This window comes from Geodermatophilus sp. SYSU D00710 (assembly GCF_054050195.1).
Genome location: NZ_JBJGYX010000005.1, coordinates 95,436 through 119,772 on the forward strand (window position 1 = coordinate 95,436; position 24,337 = coordinate 119,772).

The window sequence follows — 24,337 nt, forward strand, 5'->3', positions numbered from 1 at the left end:
TTGCACTAGTTCGTCCCTAGCTGTCAGGAACCGGTCAGGTTGACGGCCAGGCGGGCCAGCGCGGTGATGGTCACGGCGCTGCGGTCGTAGTGCAGGGCGAGGCGTTCGTAGGACAGCAGCCAGCCGAGGGAGCGTTCGACGACCCAACGGTGACGGCCGAGACGGGCGCTGGAGTCCCGGCCGAGGCGGCGATCCCCGCAGTGATCCGGCGGCGGCCCAGATAGCGGCGGACTCGCGGGATGTCGTTGCCCCAGGCGTGCGTGCAACTCAGCGGGCGGCGGCGGGGATGGCCGCGGCCGCCGGCACGAGCTCCTTCATCACCCGCCACAGCCTCGACAGGGTGACGCCCGGGATGAGGCCAACAGCTCGACCAGCCCGACCTGACGGACCTGGGTCGGGTCATGGGTGGAACCCGGGCGGGTCTGTCCGCAGAACAGCAGCCGTCCCTCGGCGTCGGTGATTACCAGCGCCTTGACGAGTTGGCGCGGGACTCGCCCGAGACGAACCGGCGCCAACCGGCCCGACCGGCGGCCCGGCGGCGCCCCCGGACCTCGGTGGCATCGAGCAGGCCGAGCTGCCTGCTGGCGCCCAGGTGAGCGATGACGTCGGCCGGGGTGCGCAGCCGGATGCCGTCCCCGACGGTGCAGCCGCGCTCGGCCAGTAGGGGGCAGACCTCCCCGACCGCGCGGGTGATCGTCGAAGGGGAGACCTCGTGGCAGCTACAGGCAGGCGAGACGGGTCGATCCCGGACGTTAAGGGTCGGGCCCACCGCGTTCCGTCCGGGTCCGCACGGTGGGCGAGATGACACCCGGGACCGGCTACGGCGCGCAACGTGCGGGTGACCAAGGTCCGTTCCCAACTGTCGTCGAGCCGTTACAGACTCGGTTCGGGGGACGGAGAGATGCGACGTATACCACTGACGGTGACGGTCTTGCTGGGGGCTGTCCTCGTCGCCAGTCAGCCACTCGCCGTAGCCGACGCCTCACCGGAAATCGTGCCGGAACCGGACCTGCAGCTCACGCCGGCGGAGGTGACGCCACGCGCCGCGGTGACGGCTCGCGGCACCTGCCCCGTCGACGCCGAGGTCAGCGGCGTCCTCGCCGACGAGGGGTCGGCGGTCGATCTGTCGATCGAGGACGAGGTGGTCGCCAGCACCTCGGTGACCCTGTCGACGGGGGACTTCGGACCCGTCTCGTTCACCGTGCCCGAGGAGACCGAGCCGGGCACCTACACCGTCACGACGGTGGCGGCCGGGATCATCGGGCTCTGCGGCAGCGCGACGCTCACGGTGGAGGAGCCGGGGCGGCCGGCGACGCTGAACGTCCGGCCGACGGAGGCGAGGGCTCCGGTCGACGTGGCGGCGTCCGGCACCTGCCCGGCGGACTCCGCGCTGGACGACGTGGCCGTGTCGTTCGCCGGCGAGGTGGTCGCCCGGACGAGCACCGACGAGGACGGCCGGATGGAGCCCGTCAGCTTCGCCGTGCGCGCCGGCACGGAGCCCGGCTCCCACATCGTCCGCACGGACTGCGGCGGCGAGGCGACCTTCACCGTGCTGCCCGCGACGACCGGGTCACCGACGACACCGCCCATCACGCCACCTAGAACCACATCATCCACGCCACCCACTACGACACCACGGACCACCACGCCGACGTCGGACGAGCCGGTACCCGCTCCCGTGCCACCCGCGCCTCCCACCCCAACGAGCCAGCCGGAACCGGGCCCGGTTCCGCCGGCCCCGCAACCGGAGGACCCGGAGGAACGAGATTCCTCGACGTTCGTCCTGCCGGTCCTCGGCATCCTCGCGGCCGTGGCCCTGGCCACGACGGCGGGCAAGGGTCTGCGGGACAGGCGCGGGAAGCGGTGGGTGACCGAGCACGTCGCCACGAGGTCGACGTCCGGGGAGGCCCTGGTGTCCGGTCCCGCACCCGAGCAGAGGGTGCGCGCCCACAGCGTCCGCCTCCGCGCCGAGCGGCCGGAGTGGACGACACCCGAGGAGGCCAAGCATGCCGACCGTCGAGATCACCCGGCCGACGACGATCCGGGAACTGCTCTTCGATGAGCACAGCGACACCGAGATTGCGGTCACCCTCGCCGCCCAGCTGCCTCCCGAGGGGCTGGTCGCCCGGCAGTTGAGCCGCCATCGCCGGCTGCCGAAGGCGGCCTACCGGCTGCTCAACTCCCGGATCCTGGCCTTGGCGGTGGAGTTCCTGGACAAGGACGTCGGGGGGCTGGTGCTGTCCGGCCTGGGCAGGTCCCGGGCGCTGGTCAAGGCGGCCGAGGACACCGCGGGGAAGCCGGGGAACGAGGTGGTGGTGGACCTGGCTGGCCCCTACTCGATCTCCACCGAGCAGCACCCGTACGTCGAGGTGCTGGTGGACGACCAGTCCGTGGGGCGGGTGACGTTCGCCCTGTCCGTCTCGGTCGAGCTCGGCGAGACGAGTGTGGCCGTCGAGGACGGCGCCATGACGGCGGTGGACTGCGACGTCGCCGCGCTGACCATCTCCTTCACCCTGGACGGTTGGGAGCAGCCGCTGGTCGAGCGCAAGCTGAGCGTCCCGCTCCGGCTGAGCCTCCGGCCGCCGGTCGCCGTCCCGATGGGGCCGTCCGTGCCGGTCGAGCGACCGCCGGACCCGCCGGCCGGGTCGCGTCCGCCGGTGCCGCCGCCGAAGGGCCCGCGCCCGCCGGTTCCACCCCCGAAGGCGGTCCGCCCGAGGTCGCCTGTCACCGGGCGGTGAGCCGGCGGGCCCAAGGGCTCAGAGACTCGGACGGACGACGGCCGAGGACGAAGCACAGAACCTCGCGCCGGCGCTGCCCTCAAGATGTGCCCGGACCTCCGCCACGTCGGGGTCAGCCCATCGTCTTCTGGCCGTCGATCGACTCCCGCAGGATGTCGGCGTGGCCGGCGTGTTGGGCGGTCTCCGCGATGACGTGGAGGAACACCCGCCGGACCGACCAGCTTGCCCCCGGCTCGAACCAGGGGGCCTCCGGCAGCGCGTGCTCGGCGTCCAGGTCGAGCGTGGCGACGAGCTCGTCGGTGTGCCGGGCGACCTCCTCGTAGTCGGCCAGCACGCCGGCCAGCGTCTCGCCGGGCGCGAGGTGCCAGTGCCGGGTCGCGGCGTCGGGACCCCAGTTGCGGTGCATCGCCTCGGCGCCGCCCTCGGCGAACCGCACCCAGCCGGCCTCCGTGGCCGCCACGTGCTTGATCAGCCCGGCCAGGTTGAGCGCGCTGACGGTCGGCCGCCGCGTCGCCTGCTCGTCGGTGAGGTCGCGGACGGTGAACCGCAGGAACGCCCGGTGCCGCCGCAGCGACTCGATCAGGTCGGCCCGCTCGCGGGTGAGGGTGGTCGAGCCGGTCATGGGGTCCCCTTCCGCCGTCCTCGGACTGGTCGGTGCCGACGCTAGGGGGAGGGAGTGCCGGACGGAACGGATCGGCATCTGCCGATGAACCCGGCGTATCAGAACCGTCATACCTGCGTCCTAACGTGCAGCTCACAGGCACCGTTGGCCAGGAGGTCGTCATGAGCCCGACCATCACCAGCATCGACCAGCTCGACCTCGACATCTCGGTCGCCTACATCGCGCTCGGCGTCGCCCGCAGCTCGTGGGACCGGTGCCCGAGCGCGGAGAACAGCCGCGCCGTCGACGAGGCGGAGCGCAGTGTCAACCGCCTCCTCGAGGACCGGTTCGCCGTCCAGCAGTGACCCGCCACGAGGGTCGTCCGAGCCGTCCCCACGGGCCGCGACGGCGGGTCCGGCCGGCCGATGCCGGGGTCGCGACCCGCGCCGCCCGGAGCCCGGACATCCCCCTTTCGTGTTCGGGGAGTGACGAGAGCCACTCTCGTGATCTCCACAACCGTCACGAAGGGTGATGACAACCGGCTGACTCGTGCGCGACACCCCGCGCAGAGCGGGTCCACGCGCAGGTTCCCCCGATCGGTGCGGCATCTGACGATCTAGCGCGCTTACGGTGCGTCAGGCGCCCGACCGGGTGCCAGCGAGAGGACCGATCGGCTCCCCCCGACCCCGCGCAGCGGCGCGCGGGTGCGGCACCGGGCGCCGGAGCCTGCCACGGACGGCAGCCCCCGGCCGGCCCCGTACCGCGGGTCCTCTGGTCCTGCCTGTCCGCCGGGCGCTGCGCCGTGTGCGCGCGCCCGGACCGCTCCACCGACGAATGGGTTCGCTCTTGCCTGTCACAGCTCCTCCGTCGTGCCGCGTGCCGTCGTCGTCGGTCGCCCTCCGGGAAGGAGGCAGCCTCCCGGTCACGTCCCGGCGTGGCTGACCTCGACACCCGGACGGACTACCCCTACGACGACTTCAGCGAGCTCGCCGGACCGCTGCAGGAGCCGGCCGCGGACCACCGCGTCCGCTTCCGCCCGGTCACCCGGGGCGGGGCGCGCGTGCGGGCCTGGCTGCTGGTGTCGACGGCCCTGCTCTTCGAGGTCCTGTTCCTCGCCTTCCTGCTGCGGCCGGCCAACCACCCGGTGTTCACCGGCGGCTGGCAGGCGTACCTGGCCATGGCGCTCATCGGCAGCATCGCCGTCATCGAGGGCCTGCGGCTGCTCAACGTCTGCACCCTGGCCGTGGCCACGCTCAACGCCCGCGACCCGGTCCCGATGACCCCGCTGACCGGTCAGCGCCTGGCGTTCATCACCACGATCGTGCCGGGCTCGGAGCCCATCGAGATGGTGCGGCGGACCCTCGAGGCCGCCGTCGCCGTCCGGTACGAGGGCACGTTCGACGTCTGGCTGCTCGACGAGGGCGACGACCCGGCCGTGCGGGCCATGTGCGCCGAGCTCGGCGTCCGGCACTTCAGCCGGGCCGGGGTGCCGCGGTGGAACCAGAGCTCGGGCCGGCACAAGGCACGCACCAAGCACGGCAACTACAACGCCTGGCTCGAGGCCCACGGCGACGAGTACGACTTCTGGGTGTCGGTGGACACCGACCACGTGCCGATGCCGAACATGGCCGAGCGGCTCATGGGCTACTTCCACGACCCCGACGTCGCCTTCGTCGTGGGGCCGCAGGTATACGGCAACTACGACAACCTCGTCACCCGGGCCGCCGAGTCCCAGCAGTACCTGTTCCACAGCGTCCTGCAGCGGGCGGCGAACCGGTCGACCAGCGCGATGTTCGTCGGCACCAACAACGCGGTGCGGATCTCGGCGCTGCGGGCCGTCGGCGGGCTGCAGGACTCCATCACCGAGGACGCCGCGACCAGCCTCGTCTGGCACGCCGCCCGCAACCCACGGAGCGGGGCGCGGTGGAAGTCGGTGTACACCCCCGACGTCCTGGCGGTCGGCGAGGGCCCGAGCACCTGGCGTGACTACTTCACCCAGCAGGGCCGCTGGGCCCGCGGGACCGACGAGGTCGTCCTCCGCCGGTTCTGGCGGCTGGTCCCGCGGATGCCGTTGCGCCGGCTGACGCACTACGCGCTGCTGATGTCGTACTACCCGGCCGCTGCGATCAGCTGGGTGCTCGGCATCACCAACCTGGTCGCCTACCTGCTCACCGGCGTCGCGGGCCTGATGGTGCCCGCCCAGCTGTGGCTGATGCTCTACGTCAACGCCGCGGTGCTGCAGGTCGCCGTCTACTTCTGGAACCGCAAGCACAACGTCAGCCCGCACGAGGAGGAGGGGTCCTCGGGGATCAGCGGGATGGCCATCTCGGTGATGTCGGCGCCGATCTACGTCAGCGCCTTCCTCGCCGCGGTGCGCAACCGCAGCACCGGGTTCCACGTCACCCGCAAGGGCGCGGTCAGCGGTGACCGGCTCGGCGTCTTCGGCCGGCACCTGGGCTGGGCCGCCGTGCTGGTGGTCGCGCTCGCGGCCTCGCAGCTGCTCGGCCACACCCATCCGGCCATCCGCGTCTGGGCGCTGCTGAGCCTCGCCATGGCCCTGCTGCCGGTCGCCCTCTGGAGCGCCGGGCGGGCGCGCGCACGCCTGCGCACGTCGGCCCCGGCCCTGTCCGCACCCGACGTCGTCCCGGCGCCGGCCCTCGCCGCGCCGGCCGTCCGGTTCGTCGGCAACCGGCTCGTCGACGTCCCCCAGACCCAGGAGAGCACCCGATGACCCGACGCAGACCGCGCCCCGCGCGGCGGCTGCGCAACGCCGCCCTGGTCGCCGCCGCCGTGGCCGGACTGGTGGCCGCCAACGGTCCGGTCGTGACGGCCGTCGCCGAGGAGGTCTACACCGACTACCAGCGCAGCCGACCCGACTACCAGGCCCGGTACGGCGCGTGGGAGACCATCGAGCTGCCCGAGGAGTACCGCGGCCAGGCCGTGCACGCCGCCCTCCTCCACACCGGCGACGTGCTGCTCATCGCGGGGTCGGGCAACAACGCCCGCGACTTCGAGGCCGGCACCTTCCGGACCATCCTCTGGGACCCGGTCAGCGGAGAGGCCAAGGAGATCCCGACGCCGGAGGACCTGTTCTGCTCCGGGCACGCCTACCTGCCCAACGGCAACCTGCTCGTCGCCGGCGGCACCCGCGACTACGAGGTCCTCGCCGACGACGTCACGCACGCCGCCGGCGTCCTCACCGTCAAGAACGAGCGCCTCGACGGCCCGGTGACGCTGCCCGCCGGCACCCGTTTCACCGCGCTGGGCAACGCGTACGTGACCGCCGAGGAGGTCACGGTGCCGCCCGCGCACCTCATGCCCGACGGCAGCTCCATGGCCGGCGAGATGGAGGTGTGGATCGAGGCCGAGGAGGAGGGCGACCAGGCCGTCGTCCGGGGCGGCCAGCAGTTCCAGGTGGAGGAGTTCAGCCCGGAGGAGCGCTCCACGCTCTACGGCCAGGGCGACACGATCACCCTGGACAAGCAGAACTACACCGGCCTCGACGCCTCCTACGAGTACGACGTCGCCAGTGAGCGCTACGTCGAGACCGGGCGGCTGACCGAGTCGCGCTGGTACCCGACGCTCGTGGGCCTCGAGGACGGCGGCGTGCTCGCCGTCTCCGGCCTCGACGAGTACGGCCAGGTCGTCGACGGCGACAACGAGGTCTACGACCCGGCCACCCGCACCTGGGAGAACCGCCCCGACCTGGAGCGCTACTTCCCGACCTACCCCGCGCTGTTCCGCCTCGCCGACGGCCACCGGGTGTTCTACAGCGGCTCCAACACCGGCTACGGGCCGGCCGAGGAGGGCCGCCAGCCGGGCATCTGGGACCTGCGGGACAACAGCTGGCAGGACGTCGAGGGCCTGCGCGACCCGGAGTTCAACGAGACCAGCACCTCGTTCATGCTCGCGCCGGTGCAGGACCAGCGGGTCGGCATCGTCGGTGGTGGCGGCGTCGGCGACAGCGAGGAGTCCACGGCCCGCTTCGACGTCGTCGACCTCAGCGAGCCCGAGCCGCGCTACGAGCCCGCCGGCGTCGACTACCCGAGCCCGGCCCGCTACGTCAACGCGGTGACGCTGCCCGACGACACCACGCTGCTCACCGGGGGTTCGGTCGGCTACCGCGGCAACTCGCAGAGCGACCTGTTCCTGACCACGCGGTACGACCCGCACAGCGGCCACCTGCACGAGGCGGCGCCCAACGAGGTGGGTCGCAACTACCACGCGACCGCGCTGCTGCTGCCCGACGGGCGGGTCATGACCATGGGCTCGGACCCGCTGTTCTCCGACGAGGAGAACACCATCCCCGGCCGGTTCGACACCCGTATCGAGATCTACTCCCCGCCCTACCTGTTCGCCGGGGACCGGCCGGCCATCACCGAGGCCCCGCAGGAGATCGGCCGGGGGAGCAGCTTCCGGGTCGAGACCGAGGGCGGCGTCGCCGAGGCCCGGCTGATGCGGCCCAGCGCCGTGACCCACCAGACCGACCCCGAGCAGCGGTCCGTCGCGCTCGAGGTCGGGCCGGGGTCCTGCCCCGAGGACGCCTCCGGTGCGCACGCCGCCCACGGCGGCGCCGGTCACCAGGCCGCCGACGGCGGCGGCTCCTGCCCGGACGGCTGCTGCGGCAGCGGGACGGTCGAGCTGACCGTCCCCGAGGAGGAGGGGCTGACCCCCTCGGGCTGGTACATGTTGGTCGTGGTCGACGACGAGGGCGTCCCCTCCCCGGCGCGCTGGGTGCACGTGGGATGACCGCAGCACCCCTGCGCCGGCGGTCGCTGCGCGCCGCGGTGCTGGCCGTCGTGGCCGGCACCGCGGTCGCCTGCGGCGGCGGCACGGCCGACCCCGAGCCCGCCGCTCCCGAGCAGGACAGCCAGGGCCGGAGCGCCCTGGCGGGCGAGGAGCTGTGGCTCAACCCCGAGGGCCACGGACCCGTCGCGGTGGAGCAGGCGCGGGCCGAGGGGCGGACCGAGGACGCCGAGGCGCTCGCCGAGCTGGCCGAGCAGCCGACCGCCACCTGGATCGCCACGAACGACAACCCCTATCCGGCGGTCGAGGAGATCTCGCTGGCCGCCGACGCGGCCGGGCAGCTGCCGGTCCTGGTGGCCTACAACGTGCCGGGACGCGACTGCGGCTCCTACTCCAGCGGCGGCGCCCCCGACACCGACGCCTATCTCGCCTGGATCGGCAGCTTCGCCGCGGCGCTCGGCGACCGTCCCGCCGTCGTCGTGCTGGAGCCCGACGCCGTCCCGCAGGCCGTGGTGGGCTGCCCGGGGCTCGACGCCGCGGCCCGCTACGAGGTGCTCTCCCAGGCGGTGGAGATCCTCGACCGGCAGCCCGGCGCCCGGATCTACCTCGACGCCGGCAACGCCAGCTGGATCCAGGACCTGCCGGTGCTCGCCGACGCCCTGCGCAGCAGCGGGATCGACTCGGCCGACGGGTTCTCGCTCAACGTCGCCAACTACGAGACGACCGCGGCCAGCACGGAGTACGGGACGGAGCTCTCGCAGGCGCTCGAGGAGGGCGCCCCCGAGGGAGCGCCGCCGGCGCACTTCGTCGTCGACACCAGCCGCAACGGTTCCGGTCCGCCGGAGACCGCCGACAGCGACGAGGGCCGCTGGTGCAACCCGCCGGGGCGGACGCTCGGTGAGCCGCCGACGACCTCGACCGACGTCGACCGCTTGGACGCGCTGCTGTGGATCAAGCAGCCCGGCGACTCCGACGGCACCTGCGGCGGCGGCCCGCCGGCGGGTCAGTGGTGGCCGGAGGCGGCCCTGGAGCTGGTGGCCGGCTGACCCGGCCGGTGCGTCACTCGCTCCAGGGCGCGTAGTCCGTGCCGCCGCCGAGCGCGGTGAGCACGATCATCCCGGTGAAGGCGAGCAGGATGAACGCCACCACGACGGCGAACAGCACCCAGCTGCGCTCCTCGATGCCGCGCTTCTCGGGGGTGAGCGGGGTGGCCGGTTCGTCGGAGGGCCGCTGGGTCTCCTCGTCCGCGGCGGGCGGGCGGTCGACGGGCGTGGTCATGGCGACTCCCTGGGTGGGCGCCTCGGGCGCCGGGTGATCGGCGTCCGGTGATCACGCTAGGGCGGTCACGGGGCGCCGGAACGGGTCGGAAGTCCCTGCCGGAGGGCACCTGACGGTCCACCCCGGGACTCCCGATCCGATCCTGGGCGGTCCGCGCGCCCGGTGAGCCGGGCCGGAGGTCCCGCGACGCAGGGCCCCACGACCTCATCCCGACGCCCGGGGTCCGGACCCCGGGGTCAGCCGCCGCGCTCGACCTCGGCCTGCACGATGCCGCCGATCGCGGTCTGCAGCGCCGGGTTGGCGGTGTCGCCCTCGGCCAGGGCGGCGCGGGCGTCCTCGGGCAGCAGTGCGGGGTCGACGTCGTCGAGCCAGGTCACCTCGCCGCCCACGCGGCGGCCCACCTGCAGGCCCTCGGGGCCCTGGCGCAGCACGTACTGGTCGCCGTCGACGTCGATCGTCAGGTCGTCGCTCATGGGCGGCCCCTACCCCGCGGGCACCGGCGCACGCACCGCAGGATGGGGGCGTGGACACCGAGGTGGTCGAGGTCGTCGTCACCGGGCCGGACGCCGACTGGCTGGCCGGCTACACGCGGACGCTGGTCGAGGAGCGGCTGGCCGCCTGCGGGCAGCAGCTCGCGGCGATCCGCTCGGTGTACCGCTGGGAGGGGGCGGTGCACGACGAGCCCGAGGCCCGGGTCACGCTGCACACCCGCCGCTCCCTGGTGCCGGCGCTGGTCGCGCGCACCCGCGAGCTGCACCCCTACGACGTCCCGTGCGTGCTCGCCCTGCCGGTCGCCGACGGCGATCCCGGCTACCTGCGCTGGGTGCTCGCCGAGACCCGCGAACCCTAGGGGGTCAGCAGCAGCTTGCCGCGCACGTGCCCCTCGCGGCTGCGCCGCAGCGCGTCGGCGGTCCGCGCGAAGGGGTAGGTGCCCGCGACCGGCAGCCGCAGCCGGCCCTCCGCCGCCAGCCGCGCGATCTCGGCCAGCCGGGGCGCGGCGCCCTCGCTGCTCGTGGTCACCTGCACGCCGAGGTCGCCGGCGCCGAAGTCGGCGGTGGTGACCACCCGCCCGGGGTCGCCGGTGAGGGTGACCAGGTCCCGTACCGACCCCCGCCCCGCGGTGTCGACGGCGCCGTCGACCCCGTCCGGCACGAGCTCGCGCACCCGCTCCGGCAGGCCCTCGCCGTAGGTGGTGGCCAGGGCGCCGAGGGAGCGGACGAACTCGGTGTTGACCTGCGACGAGGTGCCGACGACGCGCAGCCCCCGGCTGAGGGCGACCTGCACGGTGGCGATGCCGACCCCGCCGCTGGCGCCGTCGACGACGACGGTGGAGCCCTCGGGCAGCCCCAGCAGGTCGAGGACGCGGACGGCGGTCTCCCCGGCGACGCCGAGCCCGGCCGCGGCCGCGAGGTCGACGCCCGGCGGCGCCGGCGCCCACGCGGTGAGGACGGCGAGCTCGGCGGCCGTGGCGCGGCCCAGCCCGAACACCGCGTCGCCGACGGCGACGCCGGTCACGCCCTCGCCGACCTCGTCGACGACCCCGGCCGCGTCGAAGCCCGGCACGGTCGGCCCCGCCGGCGCGCCGCCGCGGGCCATCAGCCCGGTGACCTGCTTCCAGTCGATCGGGTTGACGCTCGCCGCCCGGACGGCGATGCGGACCCGGCCCGGCCCGGCGTGCGGCTCGTCGACCTCCCCGACGCCCACGACCTCGGGCTCCCCGTACTCGGTGTAGACGACGGCGCGCATGGGTGGGCTCCTCCCGGACGGCGGTGACGTGCGGCTGCAACCGCCGTGACGGGCGGCACCTTCCGCGGAGCCGGTCAACCGGGCTCGCCGCGCGCCTTCCGCCGGGCCACCACGACCAGGTCGACCAGCGCCACCGCGGCGAGGACGAACAGCAGCACCGCGGGCCAGGACGGCAGGTCGGTGCGCAGCCACAGGACCCCGAACACGACGCAGGTGACCAGCCCGAACGCGGCCAGGACCAGCCGCAGGGTGAGCGCCGACTGCGCCGGCGCCGCGCCGCCGATGCCCGCCGTCGGGTCGTGGTGGTCGGGCAGGCCGCGCGCGTACTCCTCGCGGGTCCGCCGGCGCCGGGGCTCGCTCATGCCGGGGGGATACCCGGCGCCGCCCCCGGCCACCCGGCGGCCCGCTGCGAGGATGGCGGCCGTGACACCGGCCGCCCGCGACACCACCGCCGTCCTCCGCGACCTCGGCGCCGCCCTGCTGGCCGCCGCGCCGGCGGACGCGACGCGGCTGCGCTACCGCGCCACGGTGGTCGGCGACGTCCGTCGCGACCAGCTCTCCGCGGAGCCCGGCGACGGGCCGCCGGTGCCGGTGCCGGTGACCGACGCCGTCCGGGCGCGGGTCGAGGAGCTCAAGCGGGTCATGTGGACACCCGAGCGCGGCACCTGGCTGCAGACCGAGATGGTCCTCGACCGGTCCACCGGACGGCTGCTGCCGCTGTTCAACGCCGAGGCCGTGCCCGCCGGCCCGCCGCTGCCCCGGGAGGCGCTGGTCGCCGAGTTGCGCGACTTCCCCCGCCCGCCCGACGCCGTCCCCGGGTGGATGACCGAGGCGATCGGCTGACCCTGCCGCCCGGCAGCGGCCGCCCCCGGGCGCACTACCCTGGATCGACGTGGCCGCAGACTTCGCCGTCGTCCTCGACGAGCTCGACACGACCCTCCGGAGCATCGAGTCCGTCCTCGACGTCGACCGACTCCGCCAGGAGGTCGCCGACCTCGAGCAGCAGGCGGCCGCGCCCGACCTCTGGAACGACGTCGAGGCCGCCCAGGCGCTGACCTCGCGGCTGTCCTACCTGCAGGGCGACCTGCGCCGGGTGGAGGAGCTGCGCAGCCGGCTCGACGACGTCGGCCTGCTGCACGAGATGGCCGCGGAGGAGAACGACGAGGCCACCACCGCCGAGGCCGAGCGGGAGCTCGAGACGCTGCGGAAGGCGATCGACGAGCTCGAGGTCCGCACGCTGCTCAACGGCGAGTACGACTCCCGCGAGGCGCTGGTGACCATCCGCTCGGAGGCCGGCGGGGTCGACGCCGCCGACTTCGCCGAGATGCTCATGCGGATGTACCTGCGCTGGGCCGAGCGGCACAAGTACGCCGTCGAGGTCTACGACACCAGCTACGCGGAGGAGGCCGGCATCAAGTCGGCGACCTTCGCCGTCAAGCAGCCCTACGCCTACGGCACCCTCTCGGTCGAGCAGGGCACCCACCGGCTGGTGCGCATCTCGCCCTTCGACAACCAGGGCCGCCGGCAGACGTCGTTCGCCGGCGTCGAGGTGCTGCCCGTCGTCGAGCAGACCGACCACGTCGAGATCCCGGAGAACGAGATCCGCATCGACGTGTTCCGGTCGAGCGGGCCGGGCGGGCAGAGCGTGAACACCACCGACTCCGCCGTGCGGATCACCCACCTGCCCACCGGCATCGTCGTCTCCTGCCAGAACGAGAAGAGCCAGATCCAGAACCGGGCCGCGGCGATGCGCGTGCTGCAGGCGCGGCTGCTGGCCAAGCGGCAGGAGGAGCAGCGCGCCGCGATGGACGCGCTCAAGGGCGAGGGCTCGAGCTGGGGCAACCAGATGCGCTCCTACGTGCTGCACCCGTACCAGATGGTCAAGGACCTGCGGACCGAGCAGGAGACCGGGAACACCACGGCGGTCCTCGACGGCGACATCGACGCGTTCATCGAGGCGGGCATCCGCTGGCGCCGTCAGCAGGAGAGCGTGCCGACCAGCTGAGCATCGCCTCCGTCACACCGCGGCGCGGTTGGCGGGGCGATCCCGCTGGGTAGCGGGGGAGGTCGCGGAATCGCTCCCGGAGCGTCTCGGTGCGAACCGACCAGGGTGCGGCTCCGGACAGGTACCGTGGCCCCTCGTGATCGAATTGCAACACGTCACCAAGCTCTACCCGGCCAGCCCCCGGCCGGCCCTCGATGACGTGACGACGGAGATCGACAAGGGGGAGTTCGTCTTCCTCATCGGCTCCTCGGGCTCCGGCAAGTCGACGTTCCTCCGGCTGCTGCTCAAGGAGGACGACCCCACCCGCGGGACGATCACGGTCAACGGCAAGACCCTCAACGGCATGAGCAAGTGGCAGGTGCCCAAGCTCCGCCGCACCATGGGCTGCGTCTTCCAGGACTTCCGCCTGCTCCGCAACCGCACCGTCGCGGAGAACGTGGCCTTCGCCCTCGAGGTCATCAACAAGCCGCACCGCACGATCAAGCGGGTCGTCCCCGAGGTGCTGGAGATGGTCGGGCTCGACGGGAAGGCCAACCGGCTGCCGCACGAGCTCTCCGGTGGTGAGCAGCAGCGGGTCGCGATCGCCCGCGCGTTCGTCAACCGGCCGCTGGTGCTGCTCGCCGACGAGCCCACCGGCAACCTGGACCCGGAGACCAGCGAGGGGATCATGCTGCTGCTGGAGCGGATCAACCGCACCGGCACCACCGTGATCATGGCGACGCACGACTACCACATCGTCGACTCCATGCGCCGCCGCGTCATCGAGCTCAACGGGGGCCAGATCACCCGCGACCAGTCGCGCGGCGTCTACGGCGTCGGCCGCTGACGGTCGTCCCCCGCCACGACCTGCACCTCACGACAGGGAACCCATGCGCGTCAACTTCGTCCTCTCCGAGGTGGCCACCGGGCTGCGTCGCAACCTGACCATGACGGTCGCGATGATCCTGACCACGGCCATCTCGCTCGGTCTCATGGGGACCGGCCTGCTCATCGCCGGGATGATCTCCGACATGAAGGAGATCTACTACGACAAGGTGCAGGTCTCCATCTTCCTGGCCGACGGCGTCACCGACGAGCAGCGCAGCGCCATCGAGACCCAGCTCGCCGACTCGCCGGAGGTGGCCACCTTCCTCTACGAGTCCAAGGAGGAGGCCTACGAGCGCTTCCGGCAGCAGTTCTCCCAGCAGCCCGAGCTGGTCGAGAACACGCCGCCGGACGCGCTGCCGGAGAGCTTCCGGGTGGAGCTGGTCAACCCCGAGCGCTACGCGGTCATCGCCGCGGAGTTCCCCAACGGGCAGAACGGCGTGGACCAGGTCCGCGACGAGGGCGACTTCCTCGACCGGCTGTTCAGCCTGCTCAATGGCGCCCGCAACGCGACCATCGCCGTGGCGGTGGTCCAGGCGCTGGCGGCGCTGCTGCTGATCTCCAACACGATCCAGCTGGCGGCGTTCAACCGGCGCAACGAGACCAACATCATGCGCCTGGTGGGTGCCTCCCGCTGGTACACCCAGCTGCCGTTCATCCTGGAGGCGGCGCTCGCCGGGCTCATCGGCGCGGCGCTCGCGGTGGGCGGACTGGTGCTGACGAAGGTGCTCTTCGTCGACCGGACGCTGGCCGGGCCGATCAAGGCCGGGATCATCCCGCCGGTCGACTGGAGCGCCATCGCCACGATCAGCCCGATCATCGCCGGTGCCGGCGTGGGCCTGGCCGCGGTCGCCGCCTACGTCACGCTGCGCCTCTACGTGCGTCTCTAGCGGGTTCGCCGCCTCCCGTCGCGGGCGGGGCCGGAGGCGGGTAGACAGCGGGCATGACGACGGTCGACGTCAGCGGTGTCCACGAGCAGGCGGCAGCGGGGGCGGGCGACGTCGACGCCGGACGCGCCGACGTCCGCGCCGCGCTGCGGCGGCTGGGCGGGGTCGGCGCGTTCGGGTCGGACGACGAGGACCCCACCGAGGAGCTGCTGACCGCGGTGCGGATGGTCCGCCGGCTGGCGTCGGTGTCGCTGGCCACCGCCTTCGCCGCCTGGTCCCAGCGGATGGTGATCGAGTACCTGGGCGGCGCCACGCATTCCGGACCGCTCGGCGCCCTGGCCAAGGGGCTGCGCGCCGGCACGGTGGCCGGCGCCAGCGCGATGGCCCCGGCGGTCGCCGACCTCGCCGGCACCGGCACGCTGCCGGTCACCGCCACCCGCGACGGGGACGGCTGGCGGCTGTCGGGCTCGGTCGCGTGGGCGTCGAACCTCTTCGACGACGCCGTCGTGGTCGCCCCCGCGCGGATCCCCGACGAGGGCCGGCTGGTCGTGTGCCTGCGGCGCACCGACGACGGTGTGACCCCGACCGCGCTCTACGACCTGCTCGGCCTCAACGGCACCGGCACCGGCGGGCTGGAGCTCGACGGCGTCGCCGTCGGCCCGGGGCAGGTGCTCAGCGACGACCTCGCCTCCTTCATGGCGGTGTGCCGGCCGGCGATGCTGCTGATGCAGACCGCGATGGCCGTCGGCGTCACCGACGCCGCGCTGGCCGCCTCGACCGAGCACCGGCCCGCCGTGCTGCGGGCCGACGGCGACGCCCTGGGCGAGCGGCGCGACGACACCGTGCGGCGGCTGGAGGACCTCGCCGGCGACCGGGTGGGCGTGCACCCCGGCGACCTGGCCCGGCTGCGGCTGGCCGCGCTGGACCTGGCCGCCGACGCGGTGCGGCTGGAGTCGGCGGTCGCCGGGGGGTCGGGCTACCTGGCCGGCAGCGACACCGCCCGCCGGGTGCGCGAGGTCGCCTTCCTCCCGGTGCAGGCGCCCACCTACGCGCAGCTGCGCCGGGAGGTCGCGGTGTCCGACGGTGGGCGGGCACCGGCCCGGTAACCTGGGGATATGCCGCGGGAACAGGGGCGCAAGCTGATCGCCCAGAACAAGAAGGCGCGGCACGACTACTCGATCCTCGACACCTACGAGGTCGGCCTGGTGCTCACGGGCACCGAGGTGAAGAGCCTGCGCGCCGGCCGGGCGTCGCTGGTCGACGGCTTCGCCACCGTCGACGACGGCGAGGTGTGGCTCCAGCACGTGCACATCCCCGAGTACACGCAGGGGACCTGGACCAACCACGCGCCGCGCCGCAAGCGCAAGGTGCTCATGCACCGCGAGGAGATCGACAAGCTGATCGGCAAGACCCGCGAGGGCGGCCTGACGCTCGTGCCGCTGGACCTGTACTTCAAGGACGGCAAGGTCAAGGCCACCCTCGCGCTGGCCAAGGGCAAGAAGTCCTACGACAAGCGCCACGACCTCGCCGAGCGCGACTCACGCCGGGAGATCCAGCGGGCGTTCGGGCGGTACGTCAAGGGCCGCCGGTGATGCGGGGGATCGCCTACGACCGGTTCGGCTCCTCCGAGGTCCTGACGCTGCGCGACGACCTGCCCGAGCCCCCGGTCGGGCCCGACACCGTGCTCGTCCGCAGCCACGCCGCCGGGGTCAACCCGGTCGACGTCGGGATCCGCGAGGGGAACCTGGCCGGGGCCTACCCGCACCACTTCCCGATCGTGCCCGGCTGGGACCTGGCCGGCACCGTCGAGGCGGTCGGCCCGGCGGTGGTCGACCTCGCCCCCGGGGACGAGGTCATCGGCTACCTGCGCCGCGACGAGGTGCAGTGGGGGACCGCCGCCGAGCTGGTGCCCGCGCCGCAGCGCTGTCTGGCGCGCAAGCCCGAGTCGCTGTCGTTCGCCGAGGCCGGGGCGCTGCCGCTGGCCGGGCTGACCGCCTACCAGGCGCTGACCGAGGCGCTCGACGTCGGCGAGGGCGACCGCGTGCTCGTGCACCGGGCCGCGGGCGGGGTCGGCTTCTTCGCCGTGCAGATCGCCGTCGCGCTCGGCGCGCACGTCATCGGCACGGCGAGCCCGCGCAACCACGGGTTCCTGCGCGACGCCGGCGCCGCCGAGGTGCTCGACCACGCGGCCGGGCCGGTCAGCGGGCAGCTGTCGGAGCCGGTCGACGCCGTCCTCGACCTCGTCGGCGGGGAGGCGCTGGCCGACGCCCCGGCGCAGGTGCGCGACGTCGCGCGCCTCGTCAGCGTCGTCGACCCCGCGGTGAACGGAATGGGTGGGCGCTACGTGTTCGTCCGGCCCGAGCGGCACGACCTCGAGGAGCTCGGCCGGATGGCCGACGCCGGCCAGCTGCGGGTGTCCATCGCCCGGGCGTTCCCGCTGGAGCGCACCGCCGAGGCCCACGACCTGGTGGCCGGCGGGCACGTGCGCGGCAAGGTGGTCGTCACGCTGTGACGGTCCGGCCGCCGGCGGGGGACGACGACGTCCCGCGGTTCTGGCGCGAGCTGGGCCTGCCCGGCCTGGTCGACGTCCACGTGCACTTCCTGCCCCCGCGGGTGCAGGCCAAGGTGTGGTCGTACTTCGCCGCCGCGGAGACCCACTACGGCGCCGCCTGGCCGGTGCACTACGCGCTGCCCGAGGACGAGCGCCTGGCCGTGCTCGGCCGGCTCGGGGTCCGGGCGTTCCCGACGCTGCCCTACCCGCACAAGCCGGGCATGGCGGCGTGGCTCAACGACTGGTCGTCCGCCTTCGCCGACGCCCACCCGCAGGTGCTGCGGTCGGCCACGTTCTTCCCCGAGCCGGAGGCGCCGCACTACGTCGCCGAGGCGCTCGACCGCGGCGTGCGGGTGTTCAAGGTGCACGTGCAGGTGGGTGGCTTCGACCCGCGCCACCCGCTGCTGGACCCGGTCTGGGCGCGGCTGGAGCAGGCCGGGACGCCGGTGGTCGTGCACTGCGGCTCGGGCCCGCTGGCCGGTGAGCACACCGGGCCCGGGCCCGCGGCCGGCCTGCTCGAGCGCCACCCCGGGCTGTGCCTGGTGATCGCCCACCTCGGCATGCCCGAGTACCGCGAGTTCCTCGACCTCGCGCAGCGGTACGAGCGGGTGCACCTGGACACCACGATGTTCGCCACCGGTTTCACCGAGCGGCTCATGCCCTTCGACCCCGCGCTGCGGCCGCGGCTGGCCGCCCTGCGGGACAAGGTGCTGCTCGGCAGCGACTTCCCGTCGATCCCGTACCCGTACGCCGAGCAGCTGGCCGCGCTGACCCGGCTCGACCTCGGCGACGACTGGCTGCGCGCGGTGCTGCACGACAACGGCGCCCGGCTGTTCGCCCTGGAGGACTGAGTGCCCACGTTCCGGTTCGCCGCCGCCGTCCTCGGCACCCCGGACCCGCGCGGCCTGGCCCGCTTCTACCAGCGGCTGCTCGGCTGGCCGATCCGCGACGACGAGCCGGAGTGGGCGACCCTGCGCCCCGCCGACGGCAGCACCGGGCTGTCCTTCCAGCTGGAGGCCGACCACGTGCCGCCGGTGTGGCCGCCGGAGCCGGGCACCCAGCAGATGCAGGTCCACCTCGACCTCGAGGTCGACGACCTCGACGCCGCCTGCACGCTCGCCGAGGAGGCCGGCGCCCGGCAGGTGGGCGGCCACGAGGACGAGCACGAGGTGGTGCGGGTCTACGCCGACCCCGCGGGCCACCCGTTCTGCCTGTTCGTCCGGCGGTAATCCGGTCGCGGCCGGGGGAGGGACCGGCCTACCGTCCTCGTCCGTGGCCGACCTCCTCGCCGACGTGACCGGCCTGCCCGACGGGTTCACCGCCCGCCCGCTCACGCTCGACGACGCCGATGCCGCCGCCGGGCTGCTCGCGGCGGCCGAGGCCGTCGACGGCACCGGCGAGCACGAGGACGCCGACGACCTCACCGAGTGGTGGGGCAGCGACCTGGTGGACCTGGCCCGCGACGGGCGGGCGGTGGTGACCGCGGAGGGCCGGCTGGCCGGCTGGGCGACGTCGATCGTCTCGCGCGGCGGCCGCGAGGCCCTCCGCATCTGGGCGGAGGGCCGGGTCGACCCGGGGTTCCGTGGCCGCGGCATCGGCCGCGCGCTGCTGGCCTGGCAGGTGCGCCGCGGCACCGCGCAGCACGCCGAGGTGGCGCCGCCCGGGCTGCCCGGCCGGGTGGTCGCCTCCGTGTGGCCGGCCATGACCTCGCTGGGGTCGCTGCTGCAGCGGACCGGGTTCGAGGTCGAGCGGCTGTTCGCCACCATGGAGCGCCCGCTGACCGACCTGCCCGGGGTGTCCCCGCCGCCCGGTGTGGAGCTGGTCCCCTTCGAGGGGAACCGCGACGACGAGGTCCGCCGCGCGCACAACGTCGCCTTCGCCGACCACCACGGGTCCACCGAGCGCGACGAGCAGGCGTGGCGGACCTGGTTCACCGGCGTCAAGGCGTTCCGCCCGGACCTGTCGGTGCTGGCCCTCGCCGACGGCGCCGTCACCGGCTACGCGCTGGCCTACGTGTACGACGCCGACACCCGCGCCACCGGCGTCCGCACCTCGCACCTGGGCCAGATCGGCGTGCTGCCCGCGGCCCGCGGTCGAGGGGTGGCCTCGGCGGTCATCGCCGCCGCGCTGGCCGCCGCCGCGGCCGGCGGCTGCGACCGGGCGGCGCTCGACGTCGACACCGAGAACACCACGGGCGCCTTCGCCCTCTACGAGCGCGTCGGCTTCCGCGTCGTCCGCACCTCCCACTCCTGGGCGTACCCGGTCCCGCCGCTCGCCTAGGGTGCCCGCATGGTCAGCGCCGATCAGCCCGAGCCCGCCCTCGACCCCGCCCTCGTCGGCCGCGCGTACCGCGCGCTGGCGCCGCTGCACGACCACGTCTACTTCGTGCCCGAGACCGAGCAGCACCTGACGGCGGTCGGCCTGCGCCCGGGCCGGATGGTCTACTTCGCCGGCCGTGCGGCCCCGATGGGCGCCGTGGGCCCGGGCGTGGTGACGGCGACCTTCTCCAACTTCTCCCCGGCGATCGTGGCGCGGCACGTGCCGCGGGCCTGGACGCTGGCCACCCCGGAGCAGGTGGTCGCCGCGCGGTTCGCCGCCGCCCGCGCCTCGCTGACCCGGCTGCTCGGCGGCGAGGAGGCCGCCGCGGCGCCGGAGGTCGGCGAGCTCGGCGACCTGCTGGCCGAGGCGTGCGGCGTGCTGACCGCCGAGGGCCGGCCGCTCTACGCCGGGCACGCCGACCTCGCCTGGCCGGCCGACCCGGTCAGCCGTCTCTGGCACGGGGTCACCCTGCTGCGCGAGTGGCGCGGGGACGGGCACGTGGCCGTGCTGGTGCGACACGGGCTGTCCGGGCTGGAGGCGCTGCTCACCCACACCGCCACCGGCCGCGGCTTCCAGCCGACCGCCGCCCGGGCGACCCGCGGCTGGACCGACGAGGAGTGGGCCGCGGGCCTGGCCCGGCTGGCCGCGCGCGGGCTGCTCGAGGGCGAGGCGCTCACCGACGCGGGGCGGGCGCTGCGGGCGGAGCTCGAGGCCGAGACCGACGCGCTCTCGGCCGCACCGTGGGTCCACCTGGGGCCCGAGCGGACCGGCCGGGTGGTCGAGCTGGGCAAGCGGCTGTCGACCACCGTCGTCGGCAACGGGGCCTACCCCTCCGGCGTCCTCGCCGGCCGGTGAGCGCGCGGCTGCCCTCCGCCCCCGACGACGACCCGGCCGCCGACCTGCTGCGCGCCCGCCGCGGCGGCGTGCTGACCGACCTCGACCGGCTGCTGCTGCACAGCCCGCCGGTGGCCGAGGGGTGGAACGCGCTGGTCGGCGCGCTGCGCGGCGGCACCACGCTGGCCGCCGACCTGCGCGAGCTGGTGGTGCTGCGGGTCGCCGTCCTCGCCGGAGCGGGGTTCCCGTGGGCCGCGCACGAGCCCATCGCCCGTCGCGCGGGGCTCACCGACGGGCAGCTCGAGGCACTGCGGGCCGAGGACGCCGCCGGCGGGCCGGGGTGGACACCCGTGCAGGCCGCCGTCCTGGCCTTCACCGACGCCTCGGCCCGCACCGTCACCGTCCCCGGCGCGGTGTTCGACGCGGTCCGCGCGCACCTCGACGACCGGCAGGTGGTGGAGCTCGCCGTGCTGGTCGGGGCGTACGGGATGGTCGCCCGCTTCCTCGTGGCGCTCGACGTGCCGCTGCCCGGCGGCGAGGTGCCCGGCTGACCGGTCCTCCCTATGGTGTGGGTCACACCATCCGGGGGAGGCGTCATGGCCACGATCGAACGCCCGGGCCAGCCCGGGCAGCGCACCGACGTCGACGCCGCGTTCCGCGGCTCGGCCACCTACCGCAGCCTGGGCGAGCAGCGGCTCAGCCCGGCCGAGGAGCGCTTCGAGAAGGGGCGGCGCACGGTCGGGCTCTTCCTCGCCCCGGTCGTGACGATCGTCTTCGCGCTGCTGCCGCTGGACCTGCCGCGCGACCAGCACCTGCTCGCCGCGATCCTGCTCGGCGTCATCGTCCTGTGGATCACCGAGCCGGTGCCGATCCCGGTCGGTGGCCTCATCGGCGTCGGGGCGATCGTCGTCCTCGGGGTGGTGCCGGCGGACGACGCCGTCGCACCGTTCGGGTCGACGACGGTGTTCACCTTCATCGGCGCCTTCATCCTCGCCGCGGCGATGCTCAAGCACGGCGTCGCCCGGCGTTTCGCGATGGCCATCCTGTCCATGAAGTGGGTCGGCGGCTCGACCGCGCGGGTGGTCATCGCCTTCGGGCTGATCACCGCGCTGCTGTCGGCGTTCGTCTCGAACACCGCCACCGTCGCGATGCTGCTGCCCACGGCCATCGGCATCCTGTCGGTGATCGCCAAGCTGCTGCAGGACAAGGAGCTGGTGGCACCCGACTTCGACCCGCTGCGGCTGCGGGTGGGCGTCGCGCTGATGCTGATGCTGGCCTACGGCGCGAGCGTCGGCGGCCTGATCACCCCGGTCGGCACCCCGCCGAACCTGATCGGCCGCGGGCTGATCGAGGAGGCCACGGGGGAGCGGATCGGGTTCCTGCAGTGGATGCTCATGGCGCTGCCGATCTGCGCGCTGATGTTCGTGGCGCTGGCCGCCGTCCTGCTGCTGCTCAACCGGCCGGAGATCAAGCGGATCGAGGGCGTGCACGAGTACGTGCAGGCCGAGCGCGCCGAGCTCGGCCCGGTCTCGCGCGCGGAGCGGAACACGCTGGTCGCCTTCGGCATCACCGTGGCGCTGTGGATCACCCCGGGCATCATCGCGCTGACCGCCGGCACCGACTCCGACGTCTACACGACGGTCAGCGACCGGATCGACGAGGGCATCGTCGCCGTCCTGGGGGCGTCGCTGCTGTTCCTGCTGCCCACCGACTGGAAGCGGCGGGAGTTCACCCTCAACTGGTCCGACGCCGCGAAGATCGACTGGGGCACGATCCTGCTGTTCGGCACCGGGATCATCTTCGGCTCGCTGCTGGCCGACACCGGGCTGGCCGAGACCATCGGCAACGCCTCGGCCGACACCCTCGGGCTGACCAGCACCTTCGCGATCACGGTGTTCGCGGTGATCCTCGCGATCATCATCTCGGAGACCACGTCGAACACCGCGTCCGCGGCGGTCGTCGTGCCGATCATCATCCCGGTGGCGGTGGCCGCGGGCATCAACCCGTTCGTGCCCGCGCTGGCGGCGACCTTCGCCGCGTCGTTCGGGTTCATGCTGCCGGTGTCGACGCCGCAGAACGCCATCGTCTACGGGTCCGGCGTCGTCCCGATCACGAAGATGATCCGCTCGGGCATCTCCTTCGACGTCCTGGGCGCGCTGCTGATCGTCCTCCTGCTGCCGCTGATGGTCGGCCTGGTCCTGGAGGTGTGACCGGACGCCTGACCGGGGGGTGAACGGAGGGGGAAGTCATCCCCTCGGGCGGGCGGGCCCGTCGGGAGTCGTGTCACGATGGACGACGGCCGTACGCAGGGAGGCCACCGACGGGAGGGAGGGCGAGCGCATGCGCAGCGAACCGCCCAGTCCCAGTCCCGAGGCCCTCCTCACCATCTGATCTCCCGGCCGCCGCGCGCGCCGGGGTGCCGGTGCGTGGAGGGCCGCTGCTGAGTCCTGTCACCCAGCGTCCTCCGGGAGCCCCGCCATGGCCGACCGCCGCCTCGCGCCCCTCACCGCCCTGTCCACCCTGGGCCGCCGCCCGCGCCCGCCGGTGCTGCGTCCCGCCCCGCCCGTCCCGCCGGCGCCCGTGGAGCCGGTGCGCCCGTCGCGGCTGGTGGACAACGCCGTGTACGCCGGTGGCCGGCGCATCGCCACGCCGCCGTCGGCGGAGGAGAGCCACGACTGGCTGACCGAGGGCTTCGACGACCGCATGGTGTGGCTGGGCCTCTACCGGCCCGAGCCGGCCGAGCTGGGGGAGCTCGCCGAGCAGTACGGACTACCCGAGCTGGCCGTCGAGGACGCCATCCAGGCCCACCAGCGGCCGAAGTTCGAGCGCTACGGGGACACGCTGTTCGTCGTCCTCAAGGCCGCCCGGTACCTCGACGCGGCCGAGGAGGTGGAGTTCGGCGAGCTGCACCTGTTCCTCGGGCGGCAGTTCGCGATCACCGTGCGGCACGCGGAGTCGCCCGACCTCGCCCGGGTGCGGCGGCGGCTGGAGAGCGAGCCGGCGCTGCTGGCCAAGGGCAGCGAGGCGGTGCTGTACGCGATCCTCGACGCCGTCGTCGACGGGTACTCGCCGGTGGTCGCGGGCCTGGCCAACGACATCGACGAGATCGAGACCGAGGTCTTCCGCGGGGACCCCGGTGTCTCGCGGCGCATCTACGAGCTCTCGCAGGAGGTGCTGGAGTTCCAGCGGGCCGCCCGGCCGCTGACCGGGATCCTCGCCGCGATCACCGCGGGGTTCGACAAGTACGGCGTCGACGAGGACCTGCGCAGCTACCTGCGCGACGTCGCCGACCACGTCACCCAGGTCAACGAGCGGATCGAGGCCTTCCGGCTGCAGCTGCGGGACATCCTCACCGTGAACGCGACGCTGGTGGCGCAGCGGCAGAACGACGAGATCCGCGAGCTCACCGAGGCCTCGATCGCCCAGGGCGAGGAGGTCAAGAAGATCTCCGCGTGGGCGGCCATCCTGTTCGCCCCGACGCTGGTGGGCACGGTGTACGGGATGAACTTCCAGGAGATCCCCGAGCTGACGTGGCACCTGGGCTATCCCTTCGCCCTGGTGCTGATGCTCGGGGTGAGCGTGACCCTGTACGCGGTGTTCAAGCGCCGCGACTGGATCTAGGAGGCTCCTGCTCCGTGTTGATCATCGGGTGTGTGCACGACGACACGCCGTCGCACGGCGTGTCGAGCGGCAACCACCCGATGATCAACGTGCCGTGGCGCCGAGGGAACAACCCGGTGGCGGTCCCGGTTACGATGGGTGCACAAC

The 24,337-nt window shown here is 73.9% G+C and carries 26 protein-coding genes and 1 pseudogene; 21 read left to right on the plus strand and 6 right to left on the minus strand.

Going from position 1 to position 24,337, the window contains the following annotated elements; all coding sequences use genetic code 11:
• Window positions 1-23: 23 nt before the first annotated feature.
• A pseudogene (locus ACI78U_RS03825) lies at window positions 24-307 on the minus strand (IS5/IS1182 family transposase); the annotation flags it as partial.
• Between the two features lie 687 nt (window positions 308-994).
• Between ACI78U_RS03825 and ACI78U_RS03830 the strand changes: the two are divergent.
• Together ACI78U_RS03830 and ACI78U_RS03835 are read left to right on the plus strand one after the other, a co-directional pair.
• Window positions 995-2,062, plus strand: coding sequence for a hypothetical protein (locus ACI78U_RS03830; RefSeq protein ID WP_456873963.1), 1,068 nt, complete (start codon window positions 995-997; stop codon window positions 2,060-2,062).
• Entirely contained in the window at window positions 2,007-2,738 is a 732-nt protein-coding gene (locus ACI78U_RS03835; protein WP_456873964.1) for a hypothetical protein, read from the plus strand. Before ACI78U_RS03830 ends, ACI78U_RS03835 begins: the two co-directional genes overlap by 56 nt.
• Before the next feature lie 112 nt (window positions 2,739-2,850).
• On the opposite strand, the gene ACI78U_RS03840 is transcribed toward ACI78U_RS03835, so the two are convergent.
• Window positions 2,851-3,360: a DinB family protein gene (locus ACI78U_RS03840; protein WP_456873965.1), complete on the minus strand. Its 510-nt coding sequence runs from the start codon at window positions 3,358-3,360 to the stop codon at window positions 2,851-2,853.
• A 161-nt stretch (window positions 3,361-3,521) separates the two neighbouring features.
• On the opposite strand from ACI78U_RS03840, the gene ACI78U_RS03845 reads away from it, so the two are divergent.
• From ACI78U_RS03845 to ACI78U_RS03860, 4 genes are all read left to right on the plus strand, one after another.
• Window positions 3,522-3,704: a hypothetical protein gene (locus ACI78U_RS03845; protein WP_456873966.1), complete on the plus strand. Its 183-nt coding sequence runs from the start codon at window positions 3,522-3,524 to the stop codon at window positions 3,702-3,704.
• Window positions 3,705-4,273: 569 nt separating this feature from the next.
• Window positions 4,274-6,070, plus strand: a complete 1,797-nt coding sequence (locus ACI78U_RS03850; protein WP_456873967.1) for a glycosyltransferase family 2 protein — start codon at window positions 4,274-4,276, stop codon at window positions 6,068-6,070.
• A complete protein-coding gene (locus ACI78U_RS03855) occupies window positions 6,067-8,088 on the plus strand; it encodes a galactose oxidase-like domain-containing protein (protein WP_456873968.1) in 2,022 nt (673 codons plus the stop codon). The genes ACI78U_RS03850 and ACI78U_RS03855 overlap by 4 nt, the downstream gene beginning before the upstream one ends.
• Complete coding sequence (locus tag ACI78U_RS03860; protein ID WP_456873969.1) at window positions 8,085-9,131, plus strand: glycoside hydrolase family 6 protein; 1,047 nt, start codon at window positions 8,085-8,087, stop codon at window positions 9,129-9,131. The genes ACI78U_RS03855 and ACI78U_RS03860 overlap by 4 nt, the downstream gene beginning before the upstream one ends.
• Window positions 9,132-9,144: 13 nt before the next feature.
• Here the strand turns inward: ACI78U_RS03860 and ACI78U_RS03865 are convergent, their stop codons facing one another.
• Together ACI78U_RS03865 and ACI78U_RS03870 are read right to left on the minus strand one after the other, a co-directional pair.
• Window positions 9,145-9,363, minus strand: coding sequence for a hypothetical protein (locus ACI78U_RS03865; RefSeq protein ID WP_456873970.1), 219 nt, complete (start codon window positions 9,361-9,363; stop codon window positions 9,145-9,147).
• Between the two features lie 236 nt (window positions 9,364-9,599).
• Entirely contained in the window at window positions 9,600-9,836 is a 237-nt protein-coding gene (locus tag ACI78U_RS03870; protein ID WP_456873971.1) for a hypothetical protein, read from the minus strand.
• Between the two features lie 50 nt (window positions 9,837-9,886).
• Between ACI78U_RS03870 and cutA the strand changes: the two genes are divergently transcribed.
• Window positions 9,887-10,213, plus strand: coding sequence for a divalent-cation tolerance protein CutA (cutA, locus tag ACI78U_RS03875; protein WP_456873972.1), 327 nt, complete (start codon window positions 9,887-9,889; stop codon window positions 10,211-10,213).
• Here cutA and ACI78U_RS03880 read toward each other — a convergent pair.
• Together ACI78U_RS03880 and ACI78U_RS03885 are read right to left on the minus strand one after the other, a co-directional pair.
• On the minus strand, window positions 10,210-11,109 hold the full coding sequence (locus tag ACI78U_RS03880) for an NADP-dependent oxidoreductase (RefSeq protein ID WP_456873973.1): 900 nt from the start codon (window positions 11,107-11,109) through the stop codon (window positions 10,210-10,212). The two genes, cutA and ACI78U_RS03880, sit on opposite strands and share 4 nt — an antisense overlap.
• A 74-nt stretch (window positions 11,110-11,183) precedes the next feature.
• On the minus strand, window positions 11,184-11,471 hold the full coding sequence (locus tag ACI78U_RS03885; protein ID WP_456873974.1) for a DUF6343 family protein: 288 nt from the start codon (window positions 11,469-11,471) through the stop codon (window positions 11,184-11,186).
• Window positions 11,472-11,532: 61 nt separating this feature from the next.
• Between ACI78U_RS03885 and ACI78U_RS03890 the strand changes: the two genes are divergently transcribed.
• From ACI78U_RS03890 to ACI78U_RS03955, 14 genes are all read left to right on the plus strand, one after another.
• Window positions 11,533-11,952 carry a hypothetical protein gene (locus tag ACI78U_RS03890; RefSeq protein WP_456873975.1) on the plus strand — a complete coding sequence of 140 codons (420 nt, stop codon included), beginning with the start codon at window positions 11,533-11,535 and terminating at the stop codon, window positions 11,950-11,952.
• Between the two features lie 49 nt (window positions 11,953-12,001).
• Window positions 12,002-13,114, plus strand: coding sequence for a peptide chain release factor 2 (gene prfB / locus ACI78U_RS03895; protein ID WP_456873976.1), 1,113 nt, complete (start codon window positions 12,002-12,004; stop codon window positions 13,112-13,114).
• Window positions 13,115-13,250: 136 nt separating this feature from the next.
• On the plus strand, window positions 13,251-13,940 hold the full coding sequence (gene ftsE, locus ACI78U_RS03900) for a cell division ATP-binding protein FtsE (protein ID WP_089404684.1): 690 nt from the start codon (window positions 13,251-13,253) through the stop codon (window positions 13,938-13,940).
• A 43-nt stretch (window positions 13,941-13,983) separates the two neighbouring features.
• Complete coding sequence (ftsX, locus tag ACI78U_RS03905; RefSeq protein WP_456873977.1) at window positions 13,984-14,868, plus strand: permease-like cell division protein FtsX; 885 nt, start codon at window positions 13,984-13,986, stop codon at window positions 14,866-14,868.
• Window positions 14,869-14,921: 53 nt separating this feature from the next.
• Complete coding sequence (locus ACI78U_RS03910) at window positions 14,922-15,971, plus strand: hypothetical protein (protein WP_456873978.1); 1,050 nt, start codon at window positions 14,922-14,924, stop codon at window positions 15,969-15,971.
• Between the two features lie 9 nt (window positions 15,972-15,980).
• Window positions 15,981-16,457, plus strand: a complete 477-nt coding sequence (gene smpB / locus ACI78U_RS03915; protein WP_106275651.1) for an SsrA-binding protein SmpB — start codon at window positions 15,981-15,983, stop codon at window positions 16,455-16,457.
• Window positions 16,457-17,377 (plus strand): NADP-dependent oxidoreductase, encoded by a 921-nt coding sequence (locus tag ACI78U_RS03920; protein ID WP_456874005.1) that lies wholly within the window; start codon window positions 16,457-16,459, stop codon window positions 17,375-17,377. Before smpB ends, ACI78U_RS03920 begins: the two co-directional genes overlap by 1 nt.
• Window positions 17,374-18,267, plus strand: coding sequence for an amidohydrolase family protein (locus tag ACI78U_RS03925; protein ID WP_456873979.1), 894 nt, complete (start codon window positions 17,374-17,376; stop codon window positions 18,265-18,267). The genes ACI78U_RS03920 and ACI78U_RS03925 overlap by 4 nt, the downstream gene beginning before the upstream one ends.
• The gene (locus ACI78U_RS03930; protein WP_456873980.1) at window positions 18,268-18,645 is read left to right on the plus strand and encodes a VOC family protein; all 378 of its coding nucleotides are present in this window, start codon (window positions 18,268-18,270) and stop codon (window positions 18,643-18,645) included. It begins immediately after the preceding gene.
• Between the two features lie 43 nt (window positions 18,646-18,688).
• The gene (locus ACI78U_RS03935) at window positions 18,689-19,696 is read left to right on the plus strand and encodes a GNAT family N-acetyltransferase (RefSeq protein WP_456873981.1); all 1,008 of its coding nucleotides are present in this window, start codon (window positions 18,689-18,691) and stop codon (window positions 19,694-19,696) included.
• Between the two features lie 9 nt (window positions 19,697-19,705).
• Complete coding sequence (locus ACI78U_RS03940) at window positions 19,706-20,590, plus strand: SCO6745 family protein (protein WP_456873982.1); 885 nt, start codon at window positions 19,706-19,708, stop codon at window positions 20,588-20,590.
• Window positions 20,587-21,120 (plus strand): carboxymuconolactone decarboxylase family protein, encoded by a 534-nt coding sequence (locus tag ACI78U_RS03945; RefSeq protein WP_456873983.1) that lies wholly within the window; start codon window positions 20,587-20,589, stop codon window positions 21,118-21,120. Before ACI78U_RS03940 ends, ACI78U_RS03945 begins: the two co-directional genes overlap by 4 nt.
• 45 nt (window positions 21,121-21,165) lie before the next feature.
• Entirely contained in the window at window positions 21,166-22,779 is a 1,614-nt protein-coding gene (locus ACI78U_RS03950) for an SLC13 family permease (protein WP_456873984.1), read from the plus strand.
• Between the two features lie 268 nt (window positions 22,780-23,047).
• A complete protein-coding gene (locus ACI78U_RS03955; RefSeq protein WP_456873985.1) occupies window positions 23,048-24,190 on the plus strand; it encodes a magnesium and cobalt transport protein CorA in 1,143 nt (380 codons plus the stop codon).
• The last annotated feature ends 147 nt before the right edge of the window (window positions 24,191-24,337 follow it).

Coding starts and splice junctions, on each gene's coding strand:
- ACI78U_RS03835 (WP_456873964.1), top strand. CDS start 2,007: ATGCCGACCGTCGAGATCACCCGGCCGACGACGATCCGGGAACTGCTC.
- ACI78U_RS03840 (WP_456873965.1), bottom strand. CDS start 3,360: ATGACCGGCTCGACCACCCTCACCCGCGAGCGGGCCGACCTGATCGAG.
- ACI78U_RS03845 (WP_456873966.1), top strand. CDS start 3,522: ATGAGCCCGACCATCACCAGCATCGACCAGCTCGACCTCGACATCTCG.
- ACI78U_RS03855 (WP_456873968.1), top strand. CDS start 6,067: ATGACCCGACGCAGACCGCGCCCCGCGCGGCGGCTGCGCAACGCCGCC.
- ACI78U_RS03860 (WP_456873969.1), top strand. CDS start 8,085: ATGACCGCAGCACCCCTGCGCCGGCGGTCGCTGCGCGCCGCGGTGCTG.
- ACI78U_RS03865 (WP_456873970.1), bottom strand. CDS start 9,363: ATGACCACGCCCGTCGACCGCCCGCCCGCCGCGGACGAGGAGACCCAG.
- ACI78U_RS03870 (WP_456873971.1), bottom strand. CDS start 9,836: ATGAGCGACGACCTGACGATCGACGTCGACGGCGACCAGTACGTGCTG.
- ACI78U_RS03880 (WP_456873973.1), bottom strand. CDS start 11,109: ATGCGCGCCGTCGTCTACACCGAGTACGGGGAGCCCGAGGTCGTGGGC.
- ACI78U_RS03885 (WP_456873974.1), bottom strand. CDS start 11,471: ATGAGCGAGCCCCGGCGCCGGCGGACCCGCGAGGAGTACGCGCGCGGC.
- ftsX (WP_456873977.1), top strand. CDS start 13,984: ATGCGCGTCAACTTCGTCCTCTCCGAGGTGGCCACCGGGCTGCGTCGC.
- ACI78U_RS03910 (WP_456873978.1), top strand. CDS start 14,922: ATGACGACGGTCGACGTCAGCGGTGTCCACGAGCAGGCGGCAGCGGGG.
- smpB (WP_106275651.1), top strand. CDS start 15,981: ATGCCGCGGGAACAGGGGCGCAAGCTGATCGCCCAGAACAAGAAGGCG.
- ACI78U_RS03920 (WP_456874005.1), top strand. CDS start 16,457: ATGCGGGGGATCGCCTACGACCGGTTCGGCTCCTCCGAGGTCCTGACG.
- ACI78U_RS03940 (WP_456873982.1), top strand. CDS start 19,706: ATGGTCAGCGCCGATCAGCCCGAGCCCGCCCTCGACCCCGCCCTCGTC.
- ACI78U_RS03950 (WP_456873984.1), top strand. CDS start 21,166: ATGGCCACGATCGAACGCCCGGGCCAGCCCGGGCAGCGCACCGACGTC.
- ACI78U_RS03955 (WP_456873985.1), top strand. CDS start 23,048: ATGGCCGACCGCCGCCTCGCGCCCCTCACCGCCCTGTCCACCCTGGGC.